Here is a 22,175-nt window from a genome sequence, read left to right on the forward strand (position 1 = left end):
GAAAGGATTTTATATCCTTTACTTCCATCTAAATAAGCTTGAATGACTTTTAATTTTAACTCTTTTGAATGCTTCGGAATTGGCATAGGGCACACCTCATAAGTTTAAAAAGTCTAACTTATGGGGTGCAGTTCAGGACGGGAGGGGGACGCCCTCGTGCGTGCTGGTCCCTTGGATCCCAGTCTGCTAACCCCCTTTCGTTCTACCACCCTAATCAATTGACGGTGATTTTTGGTGGTAGAGCTCCATACAATTTAAGGAGTTGACCATGCCACGATATATATTTATCCCCTCTCCCTTATAAACTTTTTATTTATTTAAAATTTAGGTTTTCTATTATCTAAAGTTTTAAATCTATAAATTATTTTTATTTTAAAATTTAAGTCATTTTATTTTATTTCTTTTATAGGCGGGTTAACTATTGCCTTTAAAAATGATTTTAAAACTTAAAATATAGCGGTTTATTTTTTCTCATTGAGATATCCCCAAATCATCACGAGAATAATATGAAATTTTATAAAACTATTTTAGTTTTAGGCCTTGTTGTAGGCGATTACAGCGTTTCGGGTTGTGACCTCCACACTCAGCAGGAGTTTGAAAAAATTTGCCTGTCGGGTGGGCACACTCAAGCCAGTTGCGACTGTATTTACCAACGGCTCGAACAAGTGTATTCGCCTCAGCTTATGCAACGTCTAGAACATGTCAGTTTGCAAAGTCCTGCTCTCCCACAGGACTTTGCCCCTACTTTTTTTAGTGTGATGCGGCGGTGCGATAAAAACGACATGGGCTAAGCGTTTGGCTTAGCTCCCTTATCTCTGTGTCGCAATGGTGGATGACTTTAAATCAGCGCAAAAAATTAAAGTTCTGTTGTGGCACGGGGGCCTTAGGAAATAAGTTAACTCTACTGAACAATAAAAATATACAGTATTGTCTACCCCCTGTTTGGTATGATTTTGACACTTCATAAAGATAAGAAGGAATAAATAAATTTGGCAACACCATATATAACAATAGGCTGCCCTACTAGTGGTGGCGGTAAAGTAATTTCCGGGAACAGCATGTTCCTAATTGACGGGATTCCCGTTGCTTGTGTCGGTGACAAAGCTACCTGCCCAACTCATAAAGTTGTTGCAACCATTGTGTCAGGCGACCCGTATATGCAAATCTTTGGTAAAGCTGCTGCCCGTGTTAATGACTCTCTTTCCTGTGGCTGTAAGTTACTTCCACAACAGAACTTAGTAGTTCAAGACAATGGTGGGGGTTCTGCTCAAAGTTCACCAGTGAGTAAAGCTCAAACTCAAGATAGTTTTGTAGAAGAAAAATCTAAAGAATATGGTATTCAGTTCCAATTAAAGGATGAAAAGACCCAAAAAGTTTTTAGTGAAATTCCCTATTCAATTATTTACAAGAAAGATGGAAAAGTAGAAACCGGTTGGACGGATAAAGAAGGTAAAACCCATGTCATCAATGCTGACTCACCAGATGAAGTAGAGTTTCAGACCATTGATGCTTCTAAACCGTTACCTCCACTTTAAGGATTGAAAATGGCACAAGATAGAGTTTTCTCACCAACATTAATTCCATCTTTAGATAATGAAGTTAAAGTCTGTCATGCAGATGAATTATTAGACCCATTGTTATGCAATAGTATTGTTAAAATTCTTAATTATCATACTACAGTGCCTTACACCTTTATGATGAATCAAGGTCAATGGGATGGTGTTAAAAACAGAATACCTTTTGAACATGATTTAGCAATTCGCTTCGGGCTTGAGTATGATTTACGTCAGTTTAGTGAATCAGTTTTAGAAAGATATTCTTTTCATACAATGATGTATCTTAAGTTCACGATGTATGCTCAAAAGCATTCCTTAAATGAAGGCTCAACTTTTATCAGGGAACTTGCCAAAGATTCTTTTACAGCACGCATGGCAATTGCTAAGAAAAATTTTGGTGAAGTTATTGATCTTGCTCTTTCCAATGCAAACAAGCCTGTTTTAGCGGGAAATGCTATTGCCATCCATGAGAATAATGGACCATATCTAATTAATGAGAATATGTATAAGAAAGTATTTGGCCGTCCTTATGATAGTGCTACCGTATCGCAGTTTATACGACAATATCAATATACACCGCCACTTAGTAGTTTCTAGTCACGAGTAATAATATGAAGAAAACGATATTAATATTTTTAGCACCGCTTCTTTTGGTTGGCTTCAATGGATGTAAAGCATCTGAAAAAGAGGATGTAGATACATTTATTCAAAAGGACTTTAAGAATTACGTTACTGATAATAGAAAGTTGATTTTGGAAGCCAATAAAGATGTAAAACAAGAGCCAGCTCTAAAAGAGATTATTTTCAAAAATACTTTTGTAAAAGTAAGAACTGCACAAAGTCTACTGAATGATGAGTATGGTAATTGGTTAACTGGCTTAGATAAAAATAAGTTTGATTATACCGACCTCAACGATGTCTGTTGGCTGACCGTCTACATGCAAAACTATATAAATAATATGGATGAGCGATATAAAGCCAATATCACCGAAGACACAAAAAAAAGTGTTAAGCAACTATACGAAGCAAGAAATGAAATTATCAAGCTAAGAGATAGCAAAGACAAGTCTTTAGCAACTTTCCAGCAAGTTTGTAAATAGTTGAAAATATTAATTAAATATTAATATATAAAGCTCTAATTAATAGGAGCTTTTAATAGCTAATTTTATAAATTAGTTATAGTTGAATCTAGTTATATATTCCTCTGCCTGAATAAAAAATGGTTAATTAATTGTGAAATCTAAACTTTGTATTATTTTATTGTCTCTTTTAACGGTAGCGTGTAGCCAAGTCCGCCCTCAGAAACATGGGATTACTGAAGCTGATATAAACCAAGCATATGAAGCATCACTCTATGCCCAGTTTAATCAGCTTTATTACACAAAATCCTTATATAAAGCAGCATACAATGAAGTTAACAAGGTAACTCAAACTAATGATCAGTTGCTAAGTTATGCCACTTTTTTAATGTATGCAGTCAATACAACTTACGATTCTTTAGACATAAAGCTTAATGATGATCTAGATTTAATGGCTTCTGGCAAAAAAAGTAAGATGTCTATTGATGCTTTAGATTCATTATGTGTAAGTAATAAATACATCGAAAAATATATAAAACTGAAAGAAAAAAACGGGAGCAAAGTTTCTGCTGAAGCTAAAGAACTTTCAAAAGAGGCTTTGGCCCTTCAACCGAAAATTGAAAAAATCATAATGAAAACCGATTCACCGTTAAATGATATTGAATGTAAAAAATTAAAGTAAGCTAGAGAAAGCCCTGATTGTTCAGGGCTTTTTCTAGAGAGAATTAAAGTTCTGTTGTGGCACGGGGGCCTTGAGGAATAAGTTAACTGATTAACAATGAGGTATAGATTTACTTATCGATCTTTTTTGTTCGCTCTACAGTAATGTATTCATTAGGAATGACTAACTGCTTTTCTATATCTTTCACCTTGTAAGAAACTAAAGTGTTTTTACCAATCCCTTGAAAGGGAACTTTCATATCCTTAAAAATAAAAATCTGGTCTTGACTTAGTTCTTTAGTGGTTGTTTTTGGTAGTGCAATTAAATTTGCATAAGGTGCCTTAATATATAACGTTGCTTTTTCTATTCTTACCCCTGTATTTTGCATAGTAGTATTAAGAAATACTTTACCAACATCCCCAAACGGAAACATATAAACCAGTGGAACTGTAATAAGAAAAAAAGCCATTTGTAAACAATTTTTTTTAGAATTTTCTAAACTTTTCAGTTTTTCTTTTGCAAATGTTTTAAGATTTTCACTTGCACTAGTGTCATCAATAATTTCCTCTATATTTTTAAACTTTTTATTAAAAATATGGATATCTTGACGATTAACATAAAAAGCATACGTTAGAAAAGCAATTAAGCTTACTGTAATAATTGCATAGAGACTTACTTGCCAGAATACGAAAAATAAACCATAAAATGTATATATAAAATAAATGAATAAACAAAATGTACTAATGCTAATTTTTGGAAAAGGCAAGTCATCTCTGAATTGCTTATGAGGTGGTAAGTATTTATTAGCTAATTTTAATATAATGTATATTACTGGCATCAAGGACATACCTAATAAAAATAACACTACACTTAATGCAAAATAAGCAGTAGAACAAGCTGCGAAAATTAGTAAAAAAACAAGTGTATCACCAAAGCTAATTTCTGAAGGGATATAACCGATTGTTAAAAGATAAGTGACTAAGCACAACACACCTATTGCAATACTCCCTTTGGTAATTGTCACCACTACTTCATGCCACGGTCCCAGAGTGTTTAAACATTTCTTTATTAAATTGTTCATTTAGTCTAACCAAATCTTATAAATTATTTAAGAATAGATGATTACCTTTTTCTTAAACCGCTCCCCAGCGGAGTAATCATCTTTTAAAATTTCCCAAAATTTCAGAGTATGTCCCGGCATACTGTTTAGTAATGTCCAAAAATTTAGGTATAAAATACCAAGATTACTTGCCACAATATTCTATAGACGAGGTATATCTCTAGCAAATCATCTAAGTGCGACATATATTGGCGTACTTTTCAAAAAAAAACTTATTTTTGTATGACTCGCTCTATTTAAAAAAAATCTTTTCATTCCTTTTTTGATAATATTCATTTCAACTTCCATTCAAGCTTTTATATTGCAGTTACTATGGCTATTAAAAAATCAGAACTTTATTCTTCACTTTGGGAAAGCTGTGACAACCTGCGTGGAGGTATGGATTCAAGCCAATATAAAGACTACATTTTAGTTTTACTTTTTATTAAATATGTCAGTGATAAAAAAGAACAATTAGATTTTATTGAGATTCCAGAATCGGCAACTTTTAGTGCCATGATTGAACTTAAAGGTAATGCTGAAATTGGAGACCTAATCAACAAACAAATCGTTGCCCCGCTTGCCGAAGCCTGTGCGCTAAATGTTAAGGCAATGCCTGACTTTAATGACTCAACCAAACTTGGCGATGGTCAAGAAAAAGTAGATCGCTTAACCGACCTAATCGCGATCTTCCAACGACCAGAACTTGATTTCTCAAATCATCTTGCCAATGGCGATGACTTACTTGGTGATGCGTTTGAATATTTGATGGGGCACTTTGCTTCTGAAAGTGGTAAGAGTAAAGGTCAATTCTATACACCAACAGAAGTTAGCCGTATTGTTGCCTCGATTGTTGGTATTGATGAATTTGAAGCTCGTGGTGATACCACGGTTTACGATCCAACCTGTGGTTCAGGTTCCCTCCTTCTTCGTGTCGCTGCTAAATCTAACCGTGATGATATTTCGTTATACGGTCAAGAAAAAGATGCTTCGACAAGCATATTGGCACAAATGAACATGTTCTTACATGGTTCACCCACGGCAGAAATCCGCCAAGGGAATACACTTGCAACGCCTAAATTTCTTGTCGATGGGGAACTCCAACGTTTTGACTTCATTGTGGCTAACCCGCCATTTTCAGATAAAAAATGGTCGATGGGCTTAGATATTTCTACGGCAGATGCCGATATCTATGGTCGCTTTGAAGATTTTGGTATTCCTCCATCAAAACAAGGTGATTACGCTTACCTGCTCCACATCATTAAATCACTAAAATCGACAGGAAAAGCTGCCTGTATTCTACCTCACGGTGTTTTATTCCGCGGTAATGCGGAAGCCGATATTCGCCAAAAACTAGTAGATTATGGTTTTATTAAAGCCATTATTGGTTTACCTGCCAACTTGTTCTACGGTACGGGTATCCCTGCTTGTATTATCGTGATTGATCGTGAACATGCCGCAGCTCGTAAAGGCATTTTAATGATTGATGCGAGCCAAGGCTTTATTAAAGATGGTGCAAAAAACCGTTTACGTGAGCGTGATTTGCATAAAATCATTGATGCCTTTAAACATCCTGAAGCGCATGATGAGCGTTATGCACGTATGGTTGGTTTAGATGAAATCATTAAAAACGGCTATAACCTGAATTTGCCACGTTATATCGACAATAGTGAAGCTGAAGATATCCAAGATATTGAAGCGCATTTACAGGGTGGTATTCCAAATGCAGATATTGAAGATTTAGCCGACTATTGGAAAGTTTGTCCTCAGCTTAAAACCAAACTGTTCAGTCCTCTACGTGAGGGTTATGCTGCGCTTAACTGTGCAACACATGAAGTAAAAAGTTTTATCAACCAAGATGCAGAATTCGTTGCATTTAAAGAAAAAATGCAAGCGCATTTCCAAGTCTGGGCAGATCAAGCAGAAGTCAAACTTAAATCACTCAAAGCCAATGAATTCGAGCCTAAAGAATTAATTACTGAACTGTCAGAATCTTTACTTGCCCACTATAAGGGTCAAGATCTTGTTGATCATTACAGTATCTATCAAATTTTGATGGATTACTGGGAAGGCATTATGCAGGATGATGCTTATATCATTGCTGCAGATGATTGGAAGGTCAATGCTGAGCGTATTATTGAAACAGTAAAAGGTCAGCAAAAGGATAAAGGTTGGAAAGCCGATTTAGTACCAAAAGAAATGGTGATTAATCGTTACTTTGCTGATCGACGTGATGAATTGGCACGTGAACAAGCCAAGTTAGATGAACTGACCCAAGAACTGACTGAGCATGAAGAAAATCATTCAGGTGATGAGGATATTCTTGAGCAAGGCATTAAAGACAGAGACGTGAAAGAACTGTGGCAATCTGAAGTGTTAGATGCTGCTCCAAAGGCCTATGCAGCTGATTTTTCAATTTACAGTGCAGCACAGCAACAATTGGAAAATGTGCAAGGTATTTTGGACGGTTTAGAAAAAGAAAATACGATTATTGCCTTAATGCTAAAAGCCAAAAATACCACAGCCAAAAAGATGGCTACTTTTGCTGAACAGCAGTCGAGCGAAGAAAAGTCGATTATTGAGCGTTATGCTACTGCCTTTACGCAATTGAAAAATGCACAAAAACTCATGAAAAATAAATATGAGATTTTTGAAAATGGTATTTCTGAGTTAATCAAAAATAATCAAGGTGAAGATTCGCTAGATAACTTTGATAATTTGGCGGTGCTTTATCGTTGGATGGATTTAACCAACAAGATTAAAGCTCAAAAGACTTTGATCAAAGATTTAGAAACCAAACTGGATACCGATACCTTTAATTATTATGCCAATTTAACCGAGTCTGAAATTAAGGAATTGGTAACCGATGATAAATGGCTTGCCGATTTAGCCAAGCAAATTAATGCTGATGTTGAGCGTGTGGCACAGCGTTTAACGGTGCGTGTACGTGAGTTGGCGGAGCGTTATGAGTTTACTTTAGGGCAATTGACGCAAAGTGTTGAAGATTTAGAGAAACAAGTTGAAGCTCATTTAGTTGCAATGGGGTTTGAGCTATGAAAAATAGTTTAATCAATGAAATTCGACTGCCTTCAGGTTGGGAATTAAAAAATTTAAAAGATATGACTTGTTCTTTTAAAAGTGGTTTTTCTATTACTTCAGAAAATATTTCCGAAGATACAACCTTATTCCCTGTTTATGGTGGTAATGGATTACGTGGTTATACCTCAACCTTTACACATGATTCTGCTTATACATTAATTGGTAGACAAGGCGCCTTATGTGGAAACTTAAATTATGTTGAAGGTAAAAGTTTTATTTCTGAGCATGCAATTGCAGTGAAAGCAAATAATGAGAATGAAACTAAATTTCTATATTATAACTTCTCAAGGCTTAACTTAAATAAACTCTCAGAAGCCTCAGCACAACCAGGTTTATCAGTTGAGAAACTTTTAAAACTTGAGACTCTTGTACCACCACTAGCCGAACAACAAAAAATTGCTCAAGCCTTAACTGATGCAGATAACTATATTTCTGCATTAGAAAAGCTCATCGAAAAGAAAAAGCAATTAAAAGAGGCATCTTTAATCTCAATTTTTGATTTTAATAATGCTGAATGGGAAGTGAACCCACTTTCTGATCTATGTACATACTTAAATGATGGAACACATTATACGCCTAAATATACACAAGAAGGAATTCCTTTCTATAGTGTTGAAAATGTCACAAACAATGAGTTCTCTGATGTTAAATACATCTCAAAAGAGGAACATGAAACTCTGATAAGAAGATGTAAACCTGAAAATGGTGATATTTTAATGACAAGAATTGGTAGCGTCGGAGTTACTAAACTTATCGATTGGGACATTAATGCGAGTATTTATGTAAGTTTGGCACTTCTTAAATTCAAAAATAGAGAATTTTCAAAATACTTTTATGCTTATAGTAAAACTCCGAAATTCTTACAAGATACTTTGAGCCGTTCTTTAATCAATGCAACACCTCAAAAAATTAATATGAATGAAATTGGAGATATACCTGTTTATTTTCCTAAATGTCAAAATGAACAAGTAAGAATTGCTAACATTATTTTAAACCTTGAAAAAGAAATTGAGGTCTTAAATATTAAATTAAGCAAAGCAAAATTCTTAAAACAAGGCATGATGCAAAAACTACTCACTGGCGAAATTCGTTTGGCCTAGAGCATATATAAAATTTTAGGGGGAGTAATACACAACATGACTTTAGACACAATTAATATGGACTATACCGTAAACAATGAAGTACATACCCAACAACAAGTCATTGCTGTATTACAAACCCTAGGATTTAGCTATTTAGGTAACTGGCAGTACCGTGAAAACAATAGCAATATTGAACCTGAATATCTAACCGAATTCTTAAAATCTCAAGGTCATTCAGACCATGAAATCAGTAAGGTTTATGACGAGTTAAATAAAGTTCTGTCAAATAAATACGATGGCTTATACGAAGTCAATAAAGCCTTCTATGGCAAATTGCGTATGGGCGTCGGCGTTAAAATGAGCGCCGAAGAAAATGAAAAAACTATTTTTCTCATCGACTGGAAAAACCGAGCCAATAACCGCTTTTATGTGGCTGAAGAAGTCACGCTTAAAGGCGTTGAAGCAGAACGTCGTCCTGACCTCGTGTTATACGTTAATGGTATTGCCATTGGTGTGATAGAGCTAAAACGTGGCAGTGTGTCACTCGGTGAAGGTATTGCTCAACTGGTCTCCAATCAACAAGCTGAGTTTAACCCTTGGTTCTTTAATACCACACAACTTTTAATTGCAGGGAACACTTCACAAGGCTTGCAATACGGAACGACCCTCACCCCATCTAAATTTTATTTAAATTGGAAAGAAGATACAGACGTCGAAGAAGATAATATTCTGTTTAAATATTTACGTCGCTTATGTAACCAAGACCGCCTATTAGAAATCATCTACGACTGCATTATTTTCGATGCTGGCGTCAAAAAACTGCCTCGCTCACATCAGTATTTTGGTCTTAAAGCGGCACAACAATACGTCAATAAAAAACAAGGTGGGATTATTTGGCATACCCAAGGTGCAGGTAAAAGTATCTTGATGGTGATGCTTGCTAAATGGATTTTACAAAATAAACCCCATGCCCGTGTTGTCGTCATTACTGACCGTGACGAACTCGATAAACAAATTGAAAAAGTATTTACGCAATCAGGTCGAAAAGTCACTCGTGCAAGCAGTAGTGCAAACTTAATGAGTGCGTTACAAAATCCTGAGGAACGTTTACTCTGTACCCTCATCCATAAGTTCGGACAGCGTGATGTTGAAGATATTGATGCCTTCATTGCTGATCTTGCCAAACAAAAATCTAAAGTATTTGGTGAGGTGATCGTCTTTATTGATGAATGTCACCGTACCCAAAGTGGTGATTTACACCGCTATATGAAAGCTATCATTCCACAAGCCGTAATGATTGGTTTTACCGGAACACCACTTCTGAAAAAAGATGCGAAAAACAGTTTAGAAGTATTTGGTGGTTATATTCACACTTACTTATTTAAAGAAGCGGTAGAAGATGGTGTTATTCTAGACTTGGCATACGAAGCACGTGATGTCGATCAATACATCTCTGATCAAGATGCCATTGATGATTGGTTTAAAGAAACCGTGCGCAACCGTAATTTAAACGAATGGCAACAAGTCGAGCTGAAAAAAGAATGGGGTACACGCCAGAAACTGAATAGTTCTGAGCAACGCATGCGTAAAATCATGCTCGATATCAATAATGACTTTATGCGAAGAATTCCGAGACTTAAAGAACGTGGTACTGCCATCTTAGTCGCATCAAGCATTTATGAAGCATGTAAGTACTACAATTTAATTCAAGATAGTAACTCCCCGATTCTACGAAAGCGTTGTGCGCTAATTACCTCTTATGAACCTAGTCCTGCTAAAGTCAGTAAATCTATTGTTGATAGCCATACCGAAACGGAAGACCAATACATTTATGCAACTTATGAAAAAATTTTGCAAAATGTAAAATCTGAACCTCAAAAAACCAAAGCAGAAACCTATACCGATAACGCAAAGAAAAAATTTGTCGATCATCCAACAGAAATGAAATTGCTGATTGTTGTCGATAAGCTTTTGACAGGTTTTGATGCACCCTCTTGTTCAGTCTTGTACTTAGATAAATCGATGCAAGATCATGGACTTTTCCAAGCCATTTGTCGTACTAACCGCTTAGACACTGCCGACAAAGAATACGGTTTAATTATTGACTATAAAAACCTATTTCAGAAAATGGCAAAAGCCATTGCCGTTTATAACTCTGAATTAGACACTTCAGCATCTGAAGAAGCACAAATTGAGATTAAAAATCGTAAAATTATGGCGAAAGAGCATTTAGACAATGCGATGGAGCAACTCAATTTGCTGATGCAAATGGTGCAATCCAATAACTGTGAAGAAGATCGCCTAAAGTTCTTCTGTGGCAATTCAGAAAACCCTGATGATCTTAAAGCCACATATCAAAGACGTATTACCTTGTATAAGTCTGTTGCAACCTTCTTCCGTGCCTTTGCCAATGCCAAAGATGAATTGGCAGAAATTGGTTATACTGCTGAAGAAATTAAAGAAATTAAAGCCAGAGAAGCCTTTTATTTAGATTTAAGAGAAAAGGTTCGTTTACGTGCAGGTGAATATCTCGACCTCAAAACCTTTGAAGCAGATATGCGTTATCTGATTGATAATTATATCGATGCTAAGAATTCGGTAAAAGTCAGCTCATTTGAAGATAAGACCCTGATTCAATTGATTGTGGAAACAGGTATTGCAGAAACAATCACCAAAAAATTAAACAATATGAAGGATCGAAACTCAGTCGCAGAAACGATTGAAAATAACATCCGTAGTACCTTAATTAAAGACCATCTCGCTGACCCTGCTTTCCATGCCAAAATGTCAGGATTGTTAGAAGAAGTGATTAAAATCCGTAAGGACAGTGCAGACCGTTATGCGGAATACTTAAAGAAAATTGAACAACTCGCTAAGCAAGTACATTCAGGTACAGTAGTTAAAACCAGTGCTAGAATCGATACCACGGGTAAAAAGGCTCTCTTCAATTTATTTAATCATGAAGAACAAGCTCTCGAACTACATGAATTTGTGCTAAACAATAAACCTGCAGGTTGGCAAACACATCCACTTAAAACCTCAAAATTACGGAATATGATTAAGAAACAAATCCAAGATGAAAATTTATTAGATAAACTCATGGATATCTTCACAGGACACGACGAGTTTAGATGATTATCCGCATTGGTGATATTACGATTGACCTAACACTTAAAGATATTGAAAACATTCATTTAAGTGTTTATCCACCTGAAGGTACTGTCAAAATGACGGCTCCTTCATATGTGTCTGAAGAATCGTTAAAACTCTATGCAATCTCTAAACTTTCTTGGATTAAAAAAGAACAAAAAAAGTTTAAGCAACAATCCCGAGAAAGCAAACGTCTATATGTCGAAAGAGAAAGTATTTATATTTGGGGGCAACGTTACCTGCTTAGCGTCGCAAGAGCCGAACGCCCATCTATCAAATATGACTCATTTAATATGGTCTTTCTCTGCCCAGAAGATTACACCTTAGAGCAACGTCAAAAATACGTAAATCGTTGGTATCGAAAGGAATTACGTAAATTTGCTGAACCTCTGATTTTACAGTGGGCTGAAAAGCTGCAGGTTCAACCGAACAAATTGCTTGTAAGTACCATGAAAACCAAATGGGGTAGCTGCAATCCCAAAGACAAAAATATTCGTTTAAATACCGAGCTTGCTAAAAAGCCCAAAGCGAGCGTTGAATATATTATTGTTCATGAACTTATACATTTGCTTGAAGCAAATCATGGTGACCGATTTATTAGTCTTTTAGATGAACATATGCCCGATTGGCAACACCGCAAGCAAATGCTTGGCGAGATGCCTTTACATTTTGGTTAAAGGAGCATTTAGCTTTGATCGATCATCTAACCATGCCAAATGACATAATTATTTTCTCTCCCCTGTGCATAAGCCCACTCCGCCACCTTATGCGAGCGCTCTTTATCTGTTAGGAAACCCAACACTGCTATTCGTTCTACAATGATTAAGTCTTGCTCTTCATTACGATCATACCACTTATACAAAAACTCATCTGATGCAAGCAAATTACTTTTCTTAGAATTACAATTTGAATCTGACAATACAAAATTATGTCCTGTATCCGACGGGTACATTGACCAAGGGATAAAATGGTCGACTTCATAATTGCCTTTTCGCATCGGCTTATTGCAGTAAAAACATTTGCAGTCTTGCAACTCAACCAAGACATTTGCTACAGCATTTAACTGGTTGCGGCTCGGCTCAAACATGAATTGTTCGAGATTAGGTAGCTGATTCAAAACTGGTGCATTAGTGTTGTTTTTACGGATATAGTCAATCCAACGTTTTTGACAAAGCTCTTCAATAATCTCACTGAATTGTCTTAAGCAGAACATGACTTGAGGCAAAAGGATCAATTGCTTTCCACACCGATCGAGCTGATATAAGAACTCAAAATTTTGACCATTGATATTTTGCAAGTAACGAACAGGCATTTCTTTTACTGTTCTTGCTACATCCTTAACTAGCTTCAACCATACGAATGAATCTCGTCGTAAAAGTCCAAGAGATGAGTAGCTCTGCCGAAGTTCAATGATTAGATTCACAATAGCGGCTTGCTTGCCATTGTTCTGATTCAAAATCAGTATTCCTTCATCATTAAAGGTATATGGGACAGCCTGCTTCCAATACAGTTCAATAAACTTTTCTGCAATCTCGGCATATTCAAGTGATAGGCCCTCACCTGAGTCTTCACCCTTTTCAATAGCCAATCGGCTGAGACTAATCAGTAATGCAAACTTATACGTACTACTAAAACTACCCGACTGCAAAATCAGCTGAATATTTTTGAGAAATTTTAGCTGTTCTGGTGCTGTAGGAATAAAATCAGGCATATTTTTTCCAAAGTAGATTGAGCCATTTTTCTTGACGTTCAGGTCGCTGATCTGCCGTAATCCAATGCTGGATCTGTTGAACAACATCAAAATGCTCAAGTAATGCCTTTGCCTGAGTTCCATTTAAATCTGTGAACTTCCGACCATCCTTTTCTCGATCACTGTCGCCATATTTAAATGACATATACAGCACGCCATTTAGTTTCAAGGCATTTATCAAATTTCCTACGACCTCAGCTAAACCACTACGTTCACAATGCAATAAAGATGCACATGCCCAGACTCCATCATAAACTCCATACTCACAGACCTCATAAAAGCTCTGTAACTTAATTTAAGCGCCTGTAAGAGAGGTTGCTCTTTTTACCAGTTCTTCTGAATAGTCGATTGCATCAATGTGATAGCCTTTATGTTTTAAAAGCCAATGTGTCACGACCAGATCCACACTCCACATCAAGGATACGAGCAGATTCTGGTAATTCAGCTAAAAATGGTTGGTATAAGCTCTCCATATCAAGGTTCAACGTTGCATCAATAAGTCATCTGCAAAATTATTATAGCAATCAATTGTTTATAATAATAAAAATAAATAATTCAATCACGTAGCTTAGTATTCAATAAAAAACTTATTAATAAAAAAACCCCGAAACTTACGTTCCAGGGCTTTTTACGAATTTTGGTGGAGATGGCGGGAGTTGAACCCGCGTCCGCCAGCACTACGCTCGAGAATACTACATGCTTAGATATCGTCTATTGTTTTAACACCAAGTGACCCGACGAACAGGGTACAAGGTGCGATCCTCTAAGTTTGGTATAAAGCCCCGAGGCTTGACTCTATACGGACTTGTGTGCGTGCGCTTCAGTCGGGTTCCCAGACCACAAGTATTCTAGGAAGCGGACAAGCGGCCCTTAGGCAGCTAGAGCGTAAGTTTCGTCGTTTGCGACTATTTAAATGCAAATTTTATTTACGAGAGAAAATGCGCTCTCGGCATGCATCTATGAGTTTCATCACCGGCGTCGAAGCCAATAACATCCCCATGAATGTCTGCACATCATAGCATAACTAAAATAAAATGCTGTGCATTTTATCAACAGTCTGCCACTGATGAACATACTTACATAATTGAGTGCCTTTTGTTTTTTTCAAGGCCCCTTATAAAAAAAGCTGCCAAAAATGACAGCTTTTTTTTAAAAGCTTGCTCTATAAAGCACCATTGCCTAACACGATCCCTTCACGGCGTGGGTCTACTCCACCTGCATATTTACTTTGATTATTTATATTTACTTTCATAATCGTTGAAATACCACTGGTTTGCGCAGTGTTAGAAATGCCATGCCCTTTTGCTTTTAAGCCTTCAATTAGGTCAACTAAAGAAAGCTGTACGTTTGAACTATCAATATTGGTGTTTTTGCTATTGGTTGCGCCAAAGTTTACAAGCGAAGTCGCCTGCTGTGCATTTAAGTTCCAGTCCAATGCACCCACCAAAGTTTTAACTACATATTGAATGATGGTACCGCCACCTGGTGAACCTGTTGCCATATAAAATTCATCTGGCGTGGTGCCTTTAAACACTAAGGTTGGCGCCATAGTACTTCGTGGGCGTTTGCCGCCTTCTACACGGTTGGCAACTGGTGCCCCAGTGCTGTCATAAGGGTTTGCGCTAAAGTCAGTTAACTGGTTTGACAGCAAGAAACCATCCACCATGTGGAATGAACCCATGCTCGATTCAACAGTCGATGTCATTGAAACCACATTGCCATAGGCATCTACTATCGTAAACTGAGTTGTGCCATGCTCAACAGTGGTATCTACACCTGCCGCTATATTGAAATTACCTGCTGGTGCTACGCCCATACTCTGGTTCGGGTTAATCAATGCTGCACGTTGCTTTAAGTAGTTTTTATCAATAAAACTTGGAATACCCTGTGCTGGTAAAGCAACAAAGTCGGTATCTGCCACATATTTGTCACGGTCAGCATAGGCCAAACGCTCTGCCTCAGACACTAAATGCACGCCCATCACATCGGGCACACCGCCTTCATTTTCAGGGTTTTTAGGTGGATAAAGCGACATATCAAAGTTTTCTAAAATACCCAGCGTCTGTGCAACTGCAATTCCTCCCGAAGATGGAGGTGGCATGGTACATACATAGTAACGGTCACGGTACGTTGTACAAATCGGGTCGCGTTTTTTTACCTGATAGTTTGATAAATCCTGCAAGGTCATCAAACTTGGGGTAATTGGAGTCCGTGCTGGGTCGTCACCCACGGTTTGCCCTGCTTTTGCCACAATGGCTTGCGCAATTGGACCAGTGTGCAGTGCGTTTGCCCCTTGTGAAGCGAGTGCTTCAAGTGTTCTGGCATAGGCTTTATTGGTCATGGTCTCGCCGACTTTACGTGGTGATCCATCTGGGTAGAAATAAGTCGCCATTGCATTTGCATCAAGTGCTAAATTGCTTGCATTACTTGCAATGGCATCTGCCAAACGCCCCGGAATGCGAAAACCGTTATCAGCCAAACCAATCGCTTCACCAAAAAGTTGGTTCCACTTAAGTTTGCCATGCTCTTTTTGTGCTTGTTCCAATAAACGCATCACACCCGGCACACCAATCGAACGACCGCTACGGCGGGCACTTGGTACAGGCGGAGGTGAATTTGGGTCATATATATTTTGGCGAATTAAATAATATTCGTTGGCTGCCGCTGGTGCGGTTTCACGGCCATCATAAGCCGTGACTTGTTTGGTTTTGGCATCGTAATACATCATAAAACCACTACCGGCAATGGTACTCGACTGTGGCTCGACCAAACCTAACACCGCTTGTACCGCAACGGCTGCATCGACTGCGCTACCGCCTGCTTTTAAAACATCACAACCTGCTTTTACCGCAAGTGGCGTATTTGCCACCACCATATATTTATCTGCGTATTTAACCGTGTTACCGAGTCTATAACCCGATGCACCCTCTGGCGCGGCGGGGTCACCATTTTGGTTTGAACCGACCACCACGCTTGAACCGTCTTGGGCCAGTTTGCTACAACTGGTCGGGTCATTATCTACAATTAAATTGGGCGGGGTTGTATTTGAATCATCCTTGGGCTGATCTGACGAGGAGTCATCTCCACATCCTTGTAATAAACCGACTGCTAATAAACTACTGAACAAAAATGAATATCTTTTATTCACGTGATAACTCCAATATATACGCCTGCCTATCCATGCAATTGCCATGCAAGCTTCTTTGTTTTCAGGTCTTCAGTTTTTAATCTTTGTTAAAAATAAAGTTTTAATAATATTAAATGATTAAGGGTGTTTATTTTATGCTCTGTGTGATGTCTCCTTGTTTGTTATCACACTCTTTTATAACTGATTTGCCCAATTCTGGCATGCTTTATTTCTTTAAATACAGGCAAAATCTGCTATTTATAAACTCGCTCATTTTGTAGTAGGCCTAAAAAAAAGCACCTCCGAAGAGATGCCTTTTGATATTTAGTGAGAAGGCATACCGCTGACCTGTTTGGGTTTTGGACACAGCCAAATCACCAGCCCCGCAAAGACAAACACAATCGCAAACAGTAAAAACACATGGTTTGCCGACATGGTAATGGCTTCTTTATCGACTAGATTTGAAATAATTCCAAGCGTCGAGTCAGCCGTAAAACCATTTTGCAAAAGTGTGTTTTGTACTTCAGTCGTATGTAGGTTTGACACCATTTCACTACGGGCAACTTTGGCGTGGTCATCCCATACTGTGACTGCAATTGAAGCGCCAATCGCCCCTGCCATGGTTCTTAAGAAGTTCATGAGGCCCGCAGCAGATGCAATTTCTTGCTGGAGTACCGAACCAAGTGCAATGTTAGACAGTGGGATAAAGAAGAACGGCACTGCAAAACCTTGCAGGATTTGCGGCCAAGCCAGTGCCATAAAGTCGGCATCTGTGGTCCAGAATGCCCGCATTAAGGTCACAATACCCAGCAAAATTAAACCAAAGCTCGCCAGCGCACGCGGGTCATGTTTGGTCGAAAGTTTTGCCACAATCGGTGACATGGTCAAACTACCAAAGCCCATCGTTGCAGTTAAATAGCCGGCCCACGTCGCGGTATAAGAAAGGTTCATTTGCAGCCACTGCGGAATCAGTACAATACTGCCAAAGAATGCGCCAAAGCCGAGCGACAAGGCCAGTACCGAAATGGCAAAGCCCCTATGCCTAAAGACTTTGACATCCACCACGGGGTGTTTGTCGGTGAGTTCCCATATCAGGAACACCACAAAGCCAATGGCGGCAGTTAAAGCTAAAACCACAATACTCGTGCTGTTAAACCAGTCGCGCTCATGCCCCAAGTCGAGCATAAGCTGTAACGCACCAATCCACAGAATTAACAGGCCTAAACCAACAGTGTCGATTCTTAAAGAAATAGTTTCTGTTTCGGCTACTCTTAACAAGCGCATTGCTGCTAATACACAGACAATACCAACAGGTAAGTTAATAAAGAAAATCCAATGCCAAGACAGGTTGTCACTAATTAGGCCACCCAAAATTGGTCCTAAAATTGGCCCGACGACTGTGGTCATTGCCCATAGGCCCATTGCCTGCGCATGCTTTTCTTGAGGGAAAATACGCATAAGCAAGGTTTGGCTGAGTGGCATAAGTGGACCACCACAAAGGCCCTGCCCAATACGGAAAAACACCAACATTTCTAACGATGTTGCCAAACCGCACAGGAAAGAAAAGACCGTAAAGCCAATTAAACCAAAGATAAAGACCCGCACCGTTCCAAAGCGGCCTGCCAGCCAACCCGTTAAAGGTACACAAATCGCTTCTGCAACTGCATATGAAGTAACGACCCATGTGCCTTGTGTGCTTGAAACAGCAAGGTTACCGGTAATATGCGGTACAGAGACGTTGGCAATGGTCGTATCAAGTACGACCATAAAGTTCGACAAGGCAATAACAAACGCTGCCAGTAGTAAACGGCCACCGCTTAACTCGGCAAAAGGTGTTTGCGTTTTCATAAGCGTTTACTTCGCAGATAAGTCGACTTTTGCTTCCATCGACAAGCCAACACGTAATGGGTGTTCAGCAAGTTCTTTCGGGTCAAGTGCAATACGAACCGGTAAGCGTTGAACCACTTTAATCCAGTTACCTGTTGCGTTTTGAGCCGGAATTAAGGCAAAGGCAGAGCCTGTACCACCAGAGAAGCCCACCACTTTGCCGTGGTATTCAACATCATCACCATATAAATCTGACGTTAATGTGACTGGCTGACCTGGGCGGACTTTTTTCAACTGACTTTCTTTGAAGTTAGCATCTACATATAAATCATTGAGTGGCACAATCATCATCATGCTTGTACCCGGTGCAACGCGTTGACCAACTTGAATATTACGGCGTGTAATTACACCATCAACTGGTGCACGAATCACGGTACGTTCCAAGTCAAGCTGAGCTTGTTCTACATGCGCTTGTGCAACTTGTACATCCGGAGTCGAGGTTTCGCTTACACCCTGAATTAACGCTTCGTTTGCAGCTAAGGTGCTTTCGGCTGCCTTACGACTAGAAGTCGCTTGTGCAAGGCCGGCTTTAGCAAGCTCTAGCCCTGCTTTAGCAGTTTCAACCGCACTTTGTGCTTTGGTGAGTTCTTCTTTAGACACAGCGCCAGATGCCGCAAGCTGTGCACGGCGGTTCAGTTCTAAAGCAGCTTTGTCATAGTCGGCTTGTGCTTGAGCAACCTGTGCTTTAGCACTATTAATTTCGTCAGCACGAACCACCACTTGAGAGTTTAAAGAACTACTGTTTGCCGCAGTTTGTTTATATTGACGTTTTGCTTTGGCAAGCTCTGCCTCGGCTTGGGCCAACGCGATTTTGGCATCACGGTCATCAATACGAACCAGCACATCACCGCGGTGTACTGTTTGAGTATCTTTTACCAAAACCTGAGCGACCTGTCCGCTAACCATTGAGGTAATTTGCGCGGTTTCTGCACCGACATAAGCATTATCCGTACTCACCGAGTGATTTAAAAATAATGCCCAGATTGCATATAAAATAGCGGCGATCAATAAAATCAGCGCAAAGAAACCAAGAAATTTTTTGCGCTTGTTTTGCATGTTGTCATCCGAGGCAGATGTTGTTGGCACTGTTTCTTGTACATTGCTTTGTGCATCAGTCATGGTATGTTCCTAAAGATGAGTTGGCTTTGCCATCAATCTCGCACTACACCTTGTTATAGAGTTTTTATTTTTCTATAAACAAGACATACCGCATTGTCAAAGGAGACAATTTTAACGCTAAAACCTCATGATATGAGAATAAAAAAATATAACTAATGCGTTCGTTCTAATTAAATTAATGTTTATCTCAAAGTTTTTGTGAAATTTTTATCTTTTTTAATATGAAAAAAAGCGCCCTGAGCGCTTTTTAAATGCTTAAAATGCCTAGATTAATAGGCATATGAGGCAATGCCGGCAGCAATCTGTTTATCTTCATCATTGACCATGGTCATGCGCATGGTACAGCCCTTGCGGCCTAAACGTAGGACTTCGGCACGTGCAATAAAATATTTACCACGCCCCGGTGCCAAATAATCTACACGCATATCGACAGTTGCCAAGCGTGTAACCTGTTTAATGGTTTCAGGCAGGGTTTCGGGGGTTGAACGGCGATAGAGATGTTCCATTGCCACAATTCCACCAATGCTATCAAGCAAAGTTGCAGCCACACCACCATGCAAAACCTGAAAAGCCAAATTGCCAATGAGGTCAGGTTGCTTTCAACATAGCCTTCAATGTGCCCATCTACCACACGCATAATCATTCCACTATGCTTAAAAAATGGACAGCTGTTAAACGCCTTACACAATTGGTTGAGAACCACATTTAGGTCGGTTTTGGCGCCTAATTGTATGTTCCCCGTCCAATTTTTCTTTTCATCACTCATACGTTGCCTAAATTTAAAAGCATGATAAACACCCATAATTTTGTACAAATCCAGCATTATGGGGCTACAATACAGCAGTCGGTTGACAGTAATGGAATATCCGCCAACCTATCCTAGTGTAATACCGAACATCGAGATTGTTATGACTTATACGTTCAATCGTCCTGCATTTCCAGCTACTCGCATGCGCCGTATCCGTAAAAATGACCAGTTGCGTGCGATGGTCAGCGAAACACAGCTCACTACCAATCACTTGATTTATCCAGTATTTGTATTACCGGGACAAAATCAAACCCAAGATATTCCAAGTATGCCAAACATTCAGCGTTTGTCGGCAGATTTATTACTGAAAAAAGCTGAAAGACTTCTGGAATTAGGTGTATCCAAACTGGCTCTTTTCCCTGTAACACCTCAAGAAGATAAAAGCCTTACCGCAGAAGCTGCATGGCGTGAAGATGGTTTAGTACAAACCACCTGCCGTTTGCTTAAAAAAGAATTACCAGAAATGGTGTTAATTACCGATGGTGCCCTCGACCCATACACGACTCATGGTCAAGACGGCATTATTGATGAAACTGGCTATGTGCTAAATGACGAGACTGTAGAATGCTTGATTAAACAAGCCTTAAGTCACGCAGAAGCAGGTGCCGAAGTGATTGCACCAAGTGACATGATGGACGGCCGTATTGGCGCAATTCGTCAAGCTTTAGAAGCCAATGGTCACATCTATACCAACATCATGGCCTACTCTGCAAAATACGCATCTAGCTTCTATGGTCCGTTCCGTGATGCTGTTGGCTCTGCATCCAACCTAAAAGGTGGTAATAAATATAACTACCAGATGGACTTTGCCAACCGTGCCGAAGCGTTACATGAAATCGCGCTTGATATTCAAGAAGGCGCTGACATGGTGATTGTAAAACCGGGCATGCCATATCTGGATGTGGTACGTGAAGTGAAAGATACCTTTGGTATTCCGACATTCATTTACCAAGTGAGTGGCGAATACGCAATGTTAGCTGGCGCAATTCAAAATGGCTGGTTATCAGACTCAGTGATTTTAGAATCGCTCATGTGTTGCCGCCGCGCTGGTGCAGACGGAATCTGGACTTACTTTGCAGAAACCGCTGCTGAAAAACTCAAGGAAATGAACTAAGTTCGCAGAGAAAGGATAACACTGCATGCATATTGCAATCATTGGCGCGGGCATAAGTGGACTAATGTCTGCGCTGGAGTTGGTTGAACAAGGCTGTACCATCAGCATTTTTGATCAACAACAAGCGGGACAAGCAGCCTCTTGGGCTGGTGGAGGTATTCTCTCTCCGATGTACCCGTGGCGCTATGTGCATGCAGTGAACCAACTTGCCCAATTTGGCAAAGCCTCTTATCAAGCATGGAACCAAAAGCTCTACCCTGTTACAGGGATTGATTTTGAAATTCATGACACAGGCATGCTAATTTTTGATGAAGAAGATTTTGACATCGGGCTTTCCTACGCCGAGCAGCATCAAGAGCCGATGCAGCGCTGTGAATATTTACAGCGAGATGCGCTAGAACAAGTTAATCCACATATTTCCGATCAGTTTCAAGAAGCCATTTATTTCCCTGAACTGTCTAATATTCGTAATCCACGCGTATTACAGTCCCTGATTCGCTATTTAAAACAACACCCAAACGTTGAGTTTTTTGAGCACACTCCTGTTAAAAAACTGATTCAACAAGGTGATGTGATACAGGCGCTCCAAACCGAAGATGGCCGCAAACATACAGCAGACCATTTTGTAATAACTTCGGGCGCTT

16 protein-coding genes, 1 other RNA gene and 3 pseudogenes are annotated in these 22,175 nt (G+C 39.2%); 11 read left to right on the plus strand and 9 right to left on the minus strand.

Annotated elements, in window-relative coordinates; genetic code table 11:
* Positions 1–86 (minus strand): annotated as a pseudogene (locus tag C1642_RS19145) (helix-turn-helix domain-containing protein); the annotation flags it as partial.
* Positions 87–506: 420 nt separating this feature from the next.
* Between C1642_RS19145 and C1642_RS08765 the strand changes: the two are divergent.
* From C1642_RS08765 to C1642_RS08785, 5 genes are all read left to right on the plus strand, one after another.
* A complete protein-coding gene (locus tag C1642_RS08765; protein WP_000675265.1) occupies positions 507–791 on the plus strand; it encodes a hypothetical protein in 285 nt (94 codons plus the stop codon).
* A gap of 198 nt (positions 792–989) precedes the next feature.
* A complete protein-coding gene (locus C1642_RS08770; protein WP_083009071.1) occupies positions 990–1,535 on the plus strand; it encodes a PAAR domain-containing protein in 546 nt (181 codons plus the stop codon).
* A 9-nt stretch (positions 1,536–1,544) separates the two neighbouring features.
* Positions 1,545–2,153, plus strand: a complete 609-nt coding sequence (locus C1642_RS08775; RefSeq protein ID WP_000046085.1) for a hypothetical protein — start codon at positions 1,545–1,547, stop codon at positions 2,151–2,153.
* Between the two features lie 14 nt (positions 2,154–2,167).
* Entirely contained in the window at positions 2,168–2,656 is a 489-nt protein-coding gene (locus C1642_RS08780; RefSeq protein ID WP_031997774.1) for a hypothetical protein, read from the plus strand.
* A 133-nt stretch (positions 2,657–2,789) separates the two neighbouring features.
* Positions 2,790–3,317: a hypothetical protein gene (locus C1642_RS08785; protein ID WP_083009072.1), complete on the plus strand. Its 528-nt coding sequence runs from the start codon at positions 2,790–2,792 to the stop codon at positions 3,315–3,317.
* Between the two features lie 109 nt (positions 3,318–3,426).
* Here the strand turns inward: C1642_RS08785 and C1642_RS08790 are convergent, their stop codons facing one another.
* Entirely contained in the window at positions 3,427–4,377 is a 951-nt protein-coding gene (locus tag C1642_RS08790) for a hypothetical protein (protein WP_083009074.1), read from the minus strand.
* 351 nt (positions 4,378–4,728) lie between these two features.
* Between C1642_RS08790 and C1642_RS08795 the strand changes: the two genes are divergently transcribed.
* Genes C1642_RS08795 through C1642_RS08810 form a run of 4 tightly spaced genes read left to right on the plus strand, consistent with a single transcriptional unit; the run spans position 4,729 to position 12,403 of the window.
* Positions 4,729–7,452: a type I restriction-modification system subunit M gene (locus tag C1642_RS08795; RefSeq protein WP_103236211.1), complete on the plus strand. Its 2,724-nt coding sequence runs from the start codon at positions 4,729–4,731 to the stop codon at positions 7,450–7,452.
* On the plus strand, positions 7,449–8,594 hold the full coding sequence (locus tag C1642_RS08800; protein WP_004743509.1) for a restriction endonuclease subunit S: 1,146 nt from the start codon (positions 7,449–7,451) through the stop codon (positions 8,592–8,594). Before C1642_RS08795 ends, C1642_RS08800 begins: the two co-directional genes overlap by 4 nt.
* A 36-nt stretch (positions 8,595–8,630) precedes the next feature.
* A complete protein-coding gene (locus C1642_RS08805; RefSeq protein WP_083009077.1) occupies positions 8,631–11,711 on the plus strand; it encodes a type I restriction endonuclease subunit R in 3,081 nt (1,026 codons plus the stop codon).
* Positions 11,708–12,403 (plus strand): M48 family metallopeptidase, encoded by a 696-nt coding sequence (locus tag C1642_RS08810; RefSeq protein ID WP_103236212.1) that lies wholly within the window; start codon positions 11,708–11,710, stop codon positions 12,401–12,403. The genes C1642_RS08805 and C1642_RS08810 overlap by 4 nt, the downstream gene beginning before the upstream one ends.
* A gap of 26 nt (positions 12,404–12,429) precedes the next feature.
* On the opposite strand, the gene C1642_RS08815 is transcribed toward C1642_RS08810, so the two are convergent.
* From C1642_RS08815 to C1642_RS08845, 7 genes and pseudogenes are all read right to left on the minus strand, one after another.
* On the minus strand, positions 12,430–13,437 hold the full coding sequence (locus C1642_RS08815) for an HNH endonuclease domain-containing protein (protein WP_031962975.1): 1,008 nt from the start codon (positions 13,435–13,437) through the stop codon (positions 12,430–12,432).
* Positions 13,430–14,005, minus strand: a pseudogene (locus tag C1642_RS08820) (class I SAM-dependent methyltransferase). The gene C1642_RS08815 and the pseudogene C1642_RS08820 overlap by 8 nt, the downstream one beginning before the upstream one ends.
* A gap of 109 nt (positions 14,006–14,114) precedes the next feature.
* Positions 14,115–14,474, minus strand: a transfer-messenger RNA (tmRNA) gene (ssrA, locus tag C1642_RS08825).
* A 164-nt stretch (positions 14,475–14,638) separates the two neighbouring features.
* Positions 14,639–16,624 (minus strand): gamma-glutamyltransferase, encoded by a 1,986-nt coding sequence (gene ggt, locus C1642_RS08830; protein WP_103236213.1) that lies wholly within the window; start codon positions 16,622–16,624, stop codon positions 14,639–14,641.
* Positions 16,625–16,927: 303 nt separating this feature from the next.
* Entirely contained in the window at positions 16,928–18,451 is a 1,524-nt protein-coding gene (locus C1642_RS08835) for a DHA2 family efflux MFS transporter permease subunit (RefSeq protein ID WP_000857095.1), read from the minus strand.
* 6 nt (positions 18,452–18,457) lie between these two features.
* Positions 18,458–19,609, minus strand: coding sequence for an EmrA/EmrK family multidrug efflux transporter periplasmic adaptor subunit (locus C1642_RS08840; protein WP_000128703.1), 1,152 nt, complete (start codon positions 19,607–19,609; stop codon positions 18,458–18,460).
* 269 nt (positions 19,610–19,878) lie between these two features.
* A pseudogene (locus C1642_RS08845) lies at positions 19,879–20,375 on the minus strand (thioesterase family protein).
* A 142-nt stretch (positions 20,376–20,517) separates the two neighbouring features.
* On the opposite strand from C1642_RS08845, the gene hemB reads away from it, so the two are divergent.
* Complete coding sequence (gene hemB, locus C1642_RS08850; RefSeq protein ID WP_000222569.1) at positions 20,518–21,531, plus strand: porphobilinogen synthase; 1,014 nt, start codon at positions 20,518–20,520, stop codon at positions 21,529–21,531.
* Positions 21,532–21,556: 25 nt separating this feature from the next.
* A partial coding sequence (locus C1642_RS08855; protein WP_146035321.1) for an NAD(P)/FAD-dependent oxidoreductase occupies positions 21,557–22,175 on the plus strand: 619 nt, incomplete at its 3' end.

The sequence above is a fragment of the Acinetobacter sp. AKBS16 genome (genome assembly GCF_002899995.1).
Classification (GTDB): domain Bacteria; phylum Pseudomonadota; class Gammaproteobacteria; order Pseudomonadales; family Moraxellaceae; genus Acinetobacter; species Acinetobacter baumannii.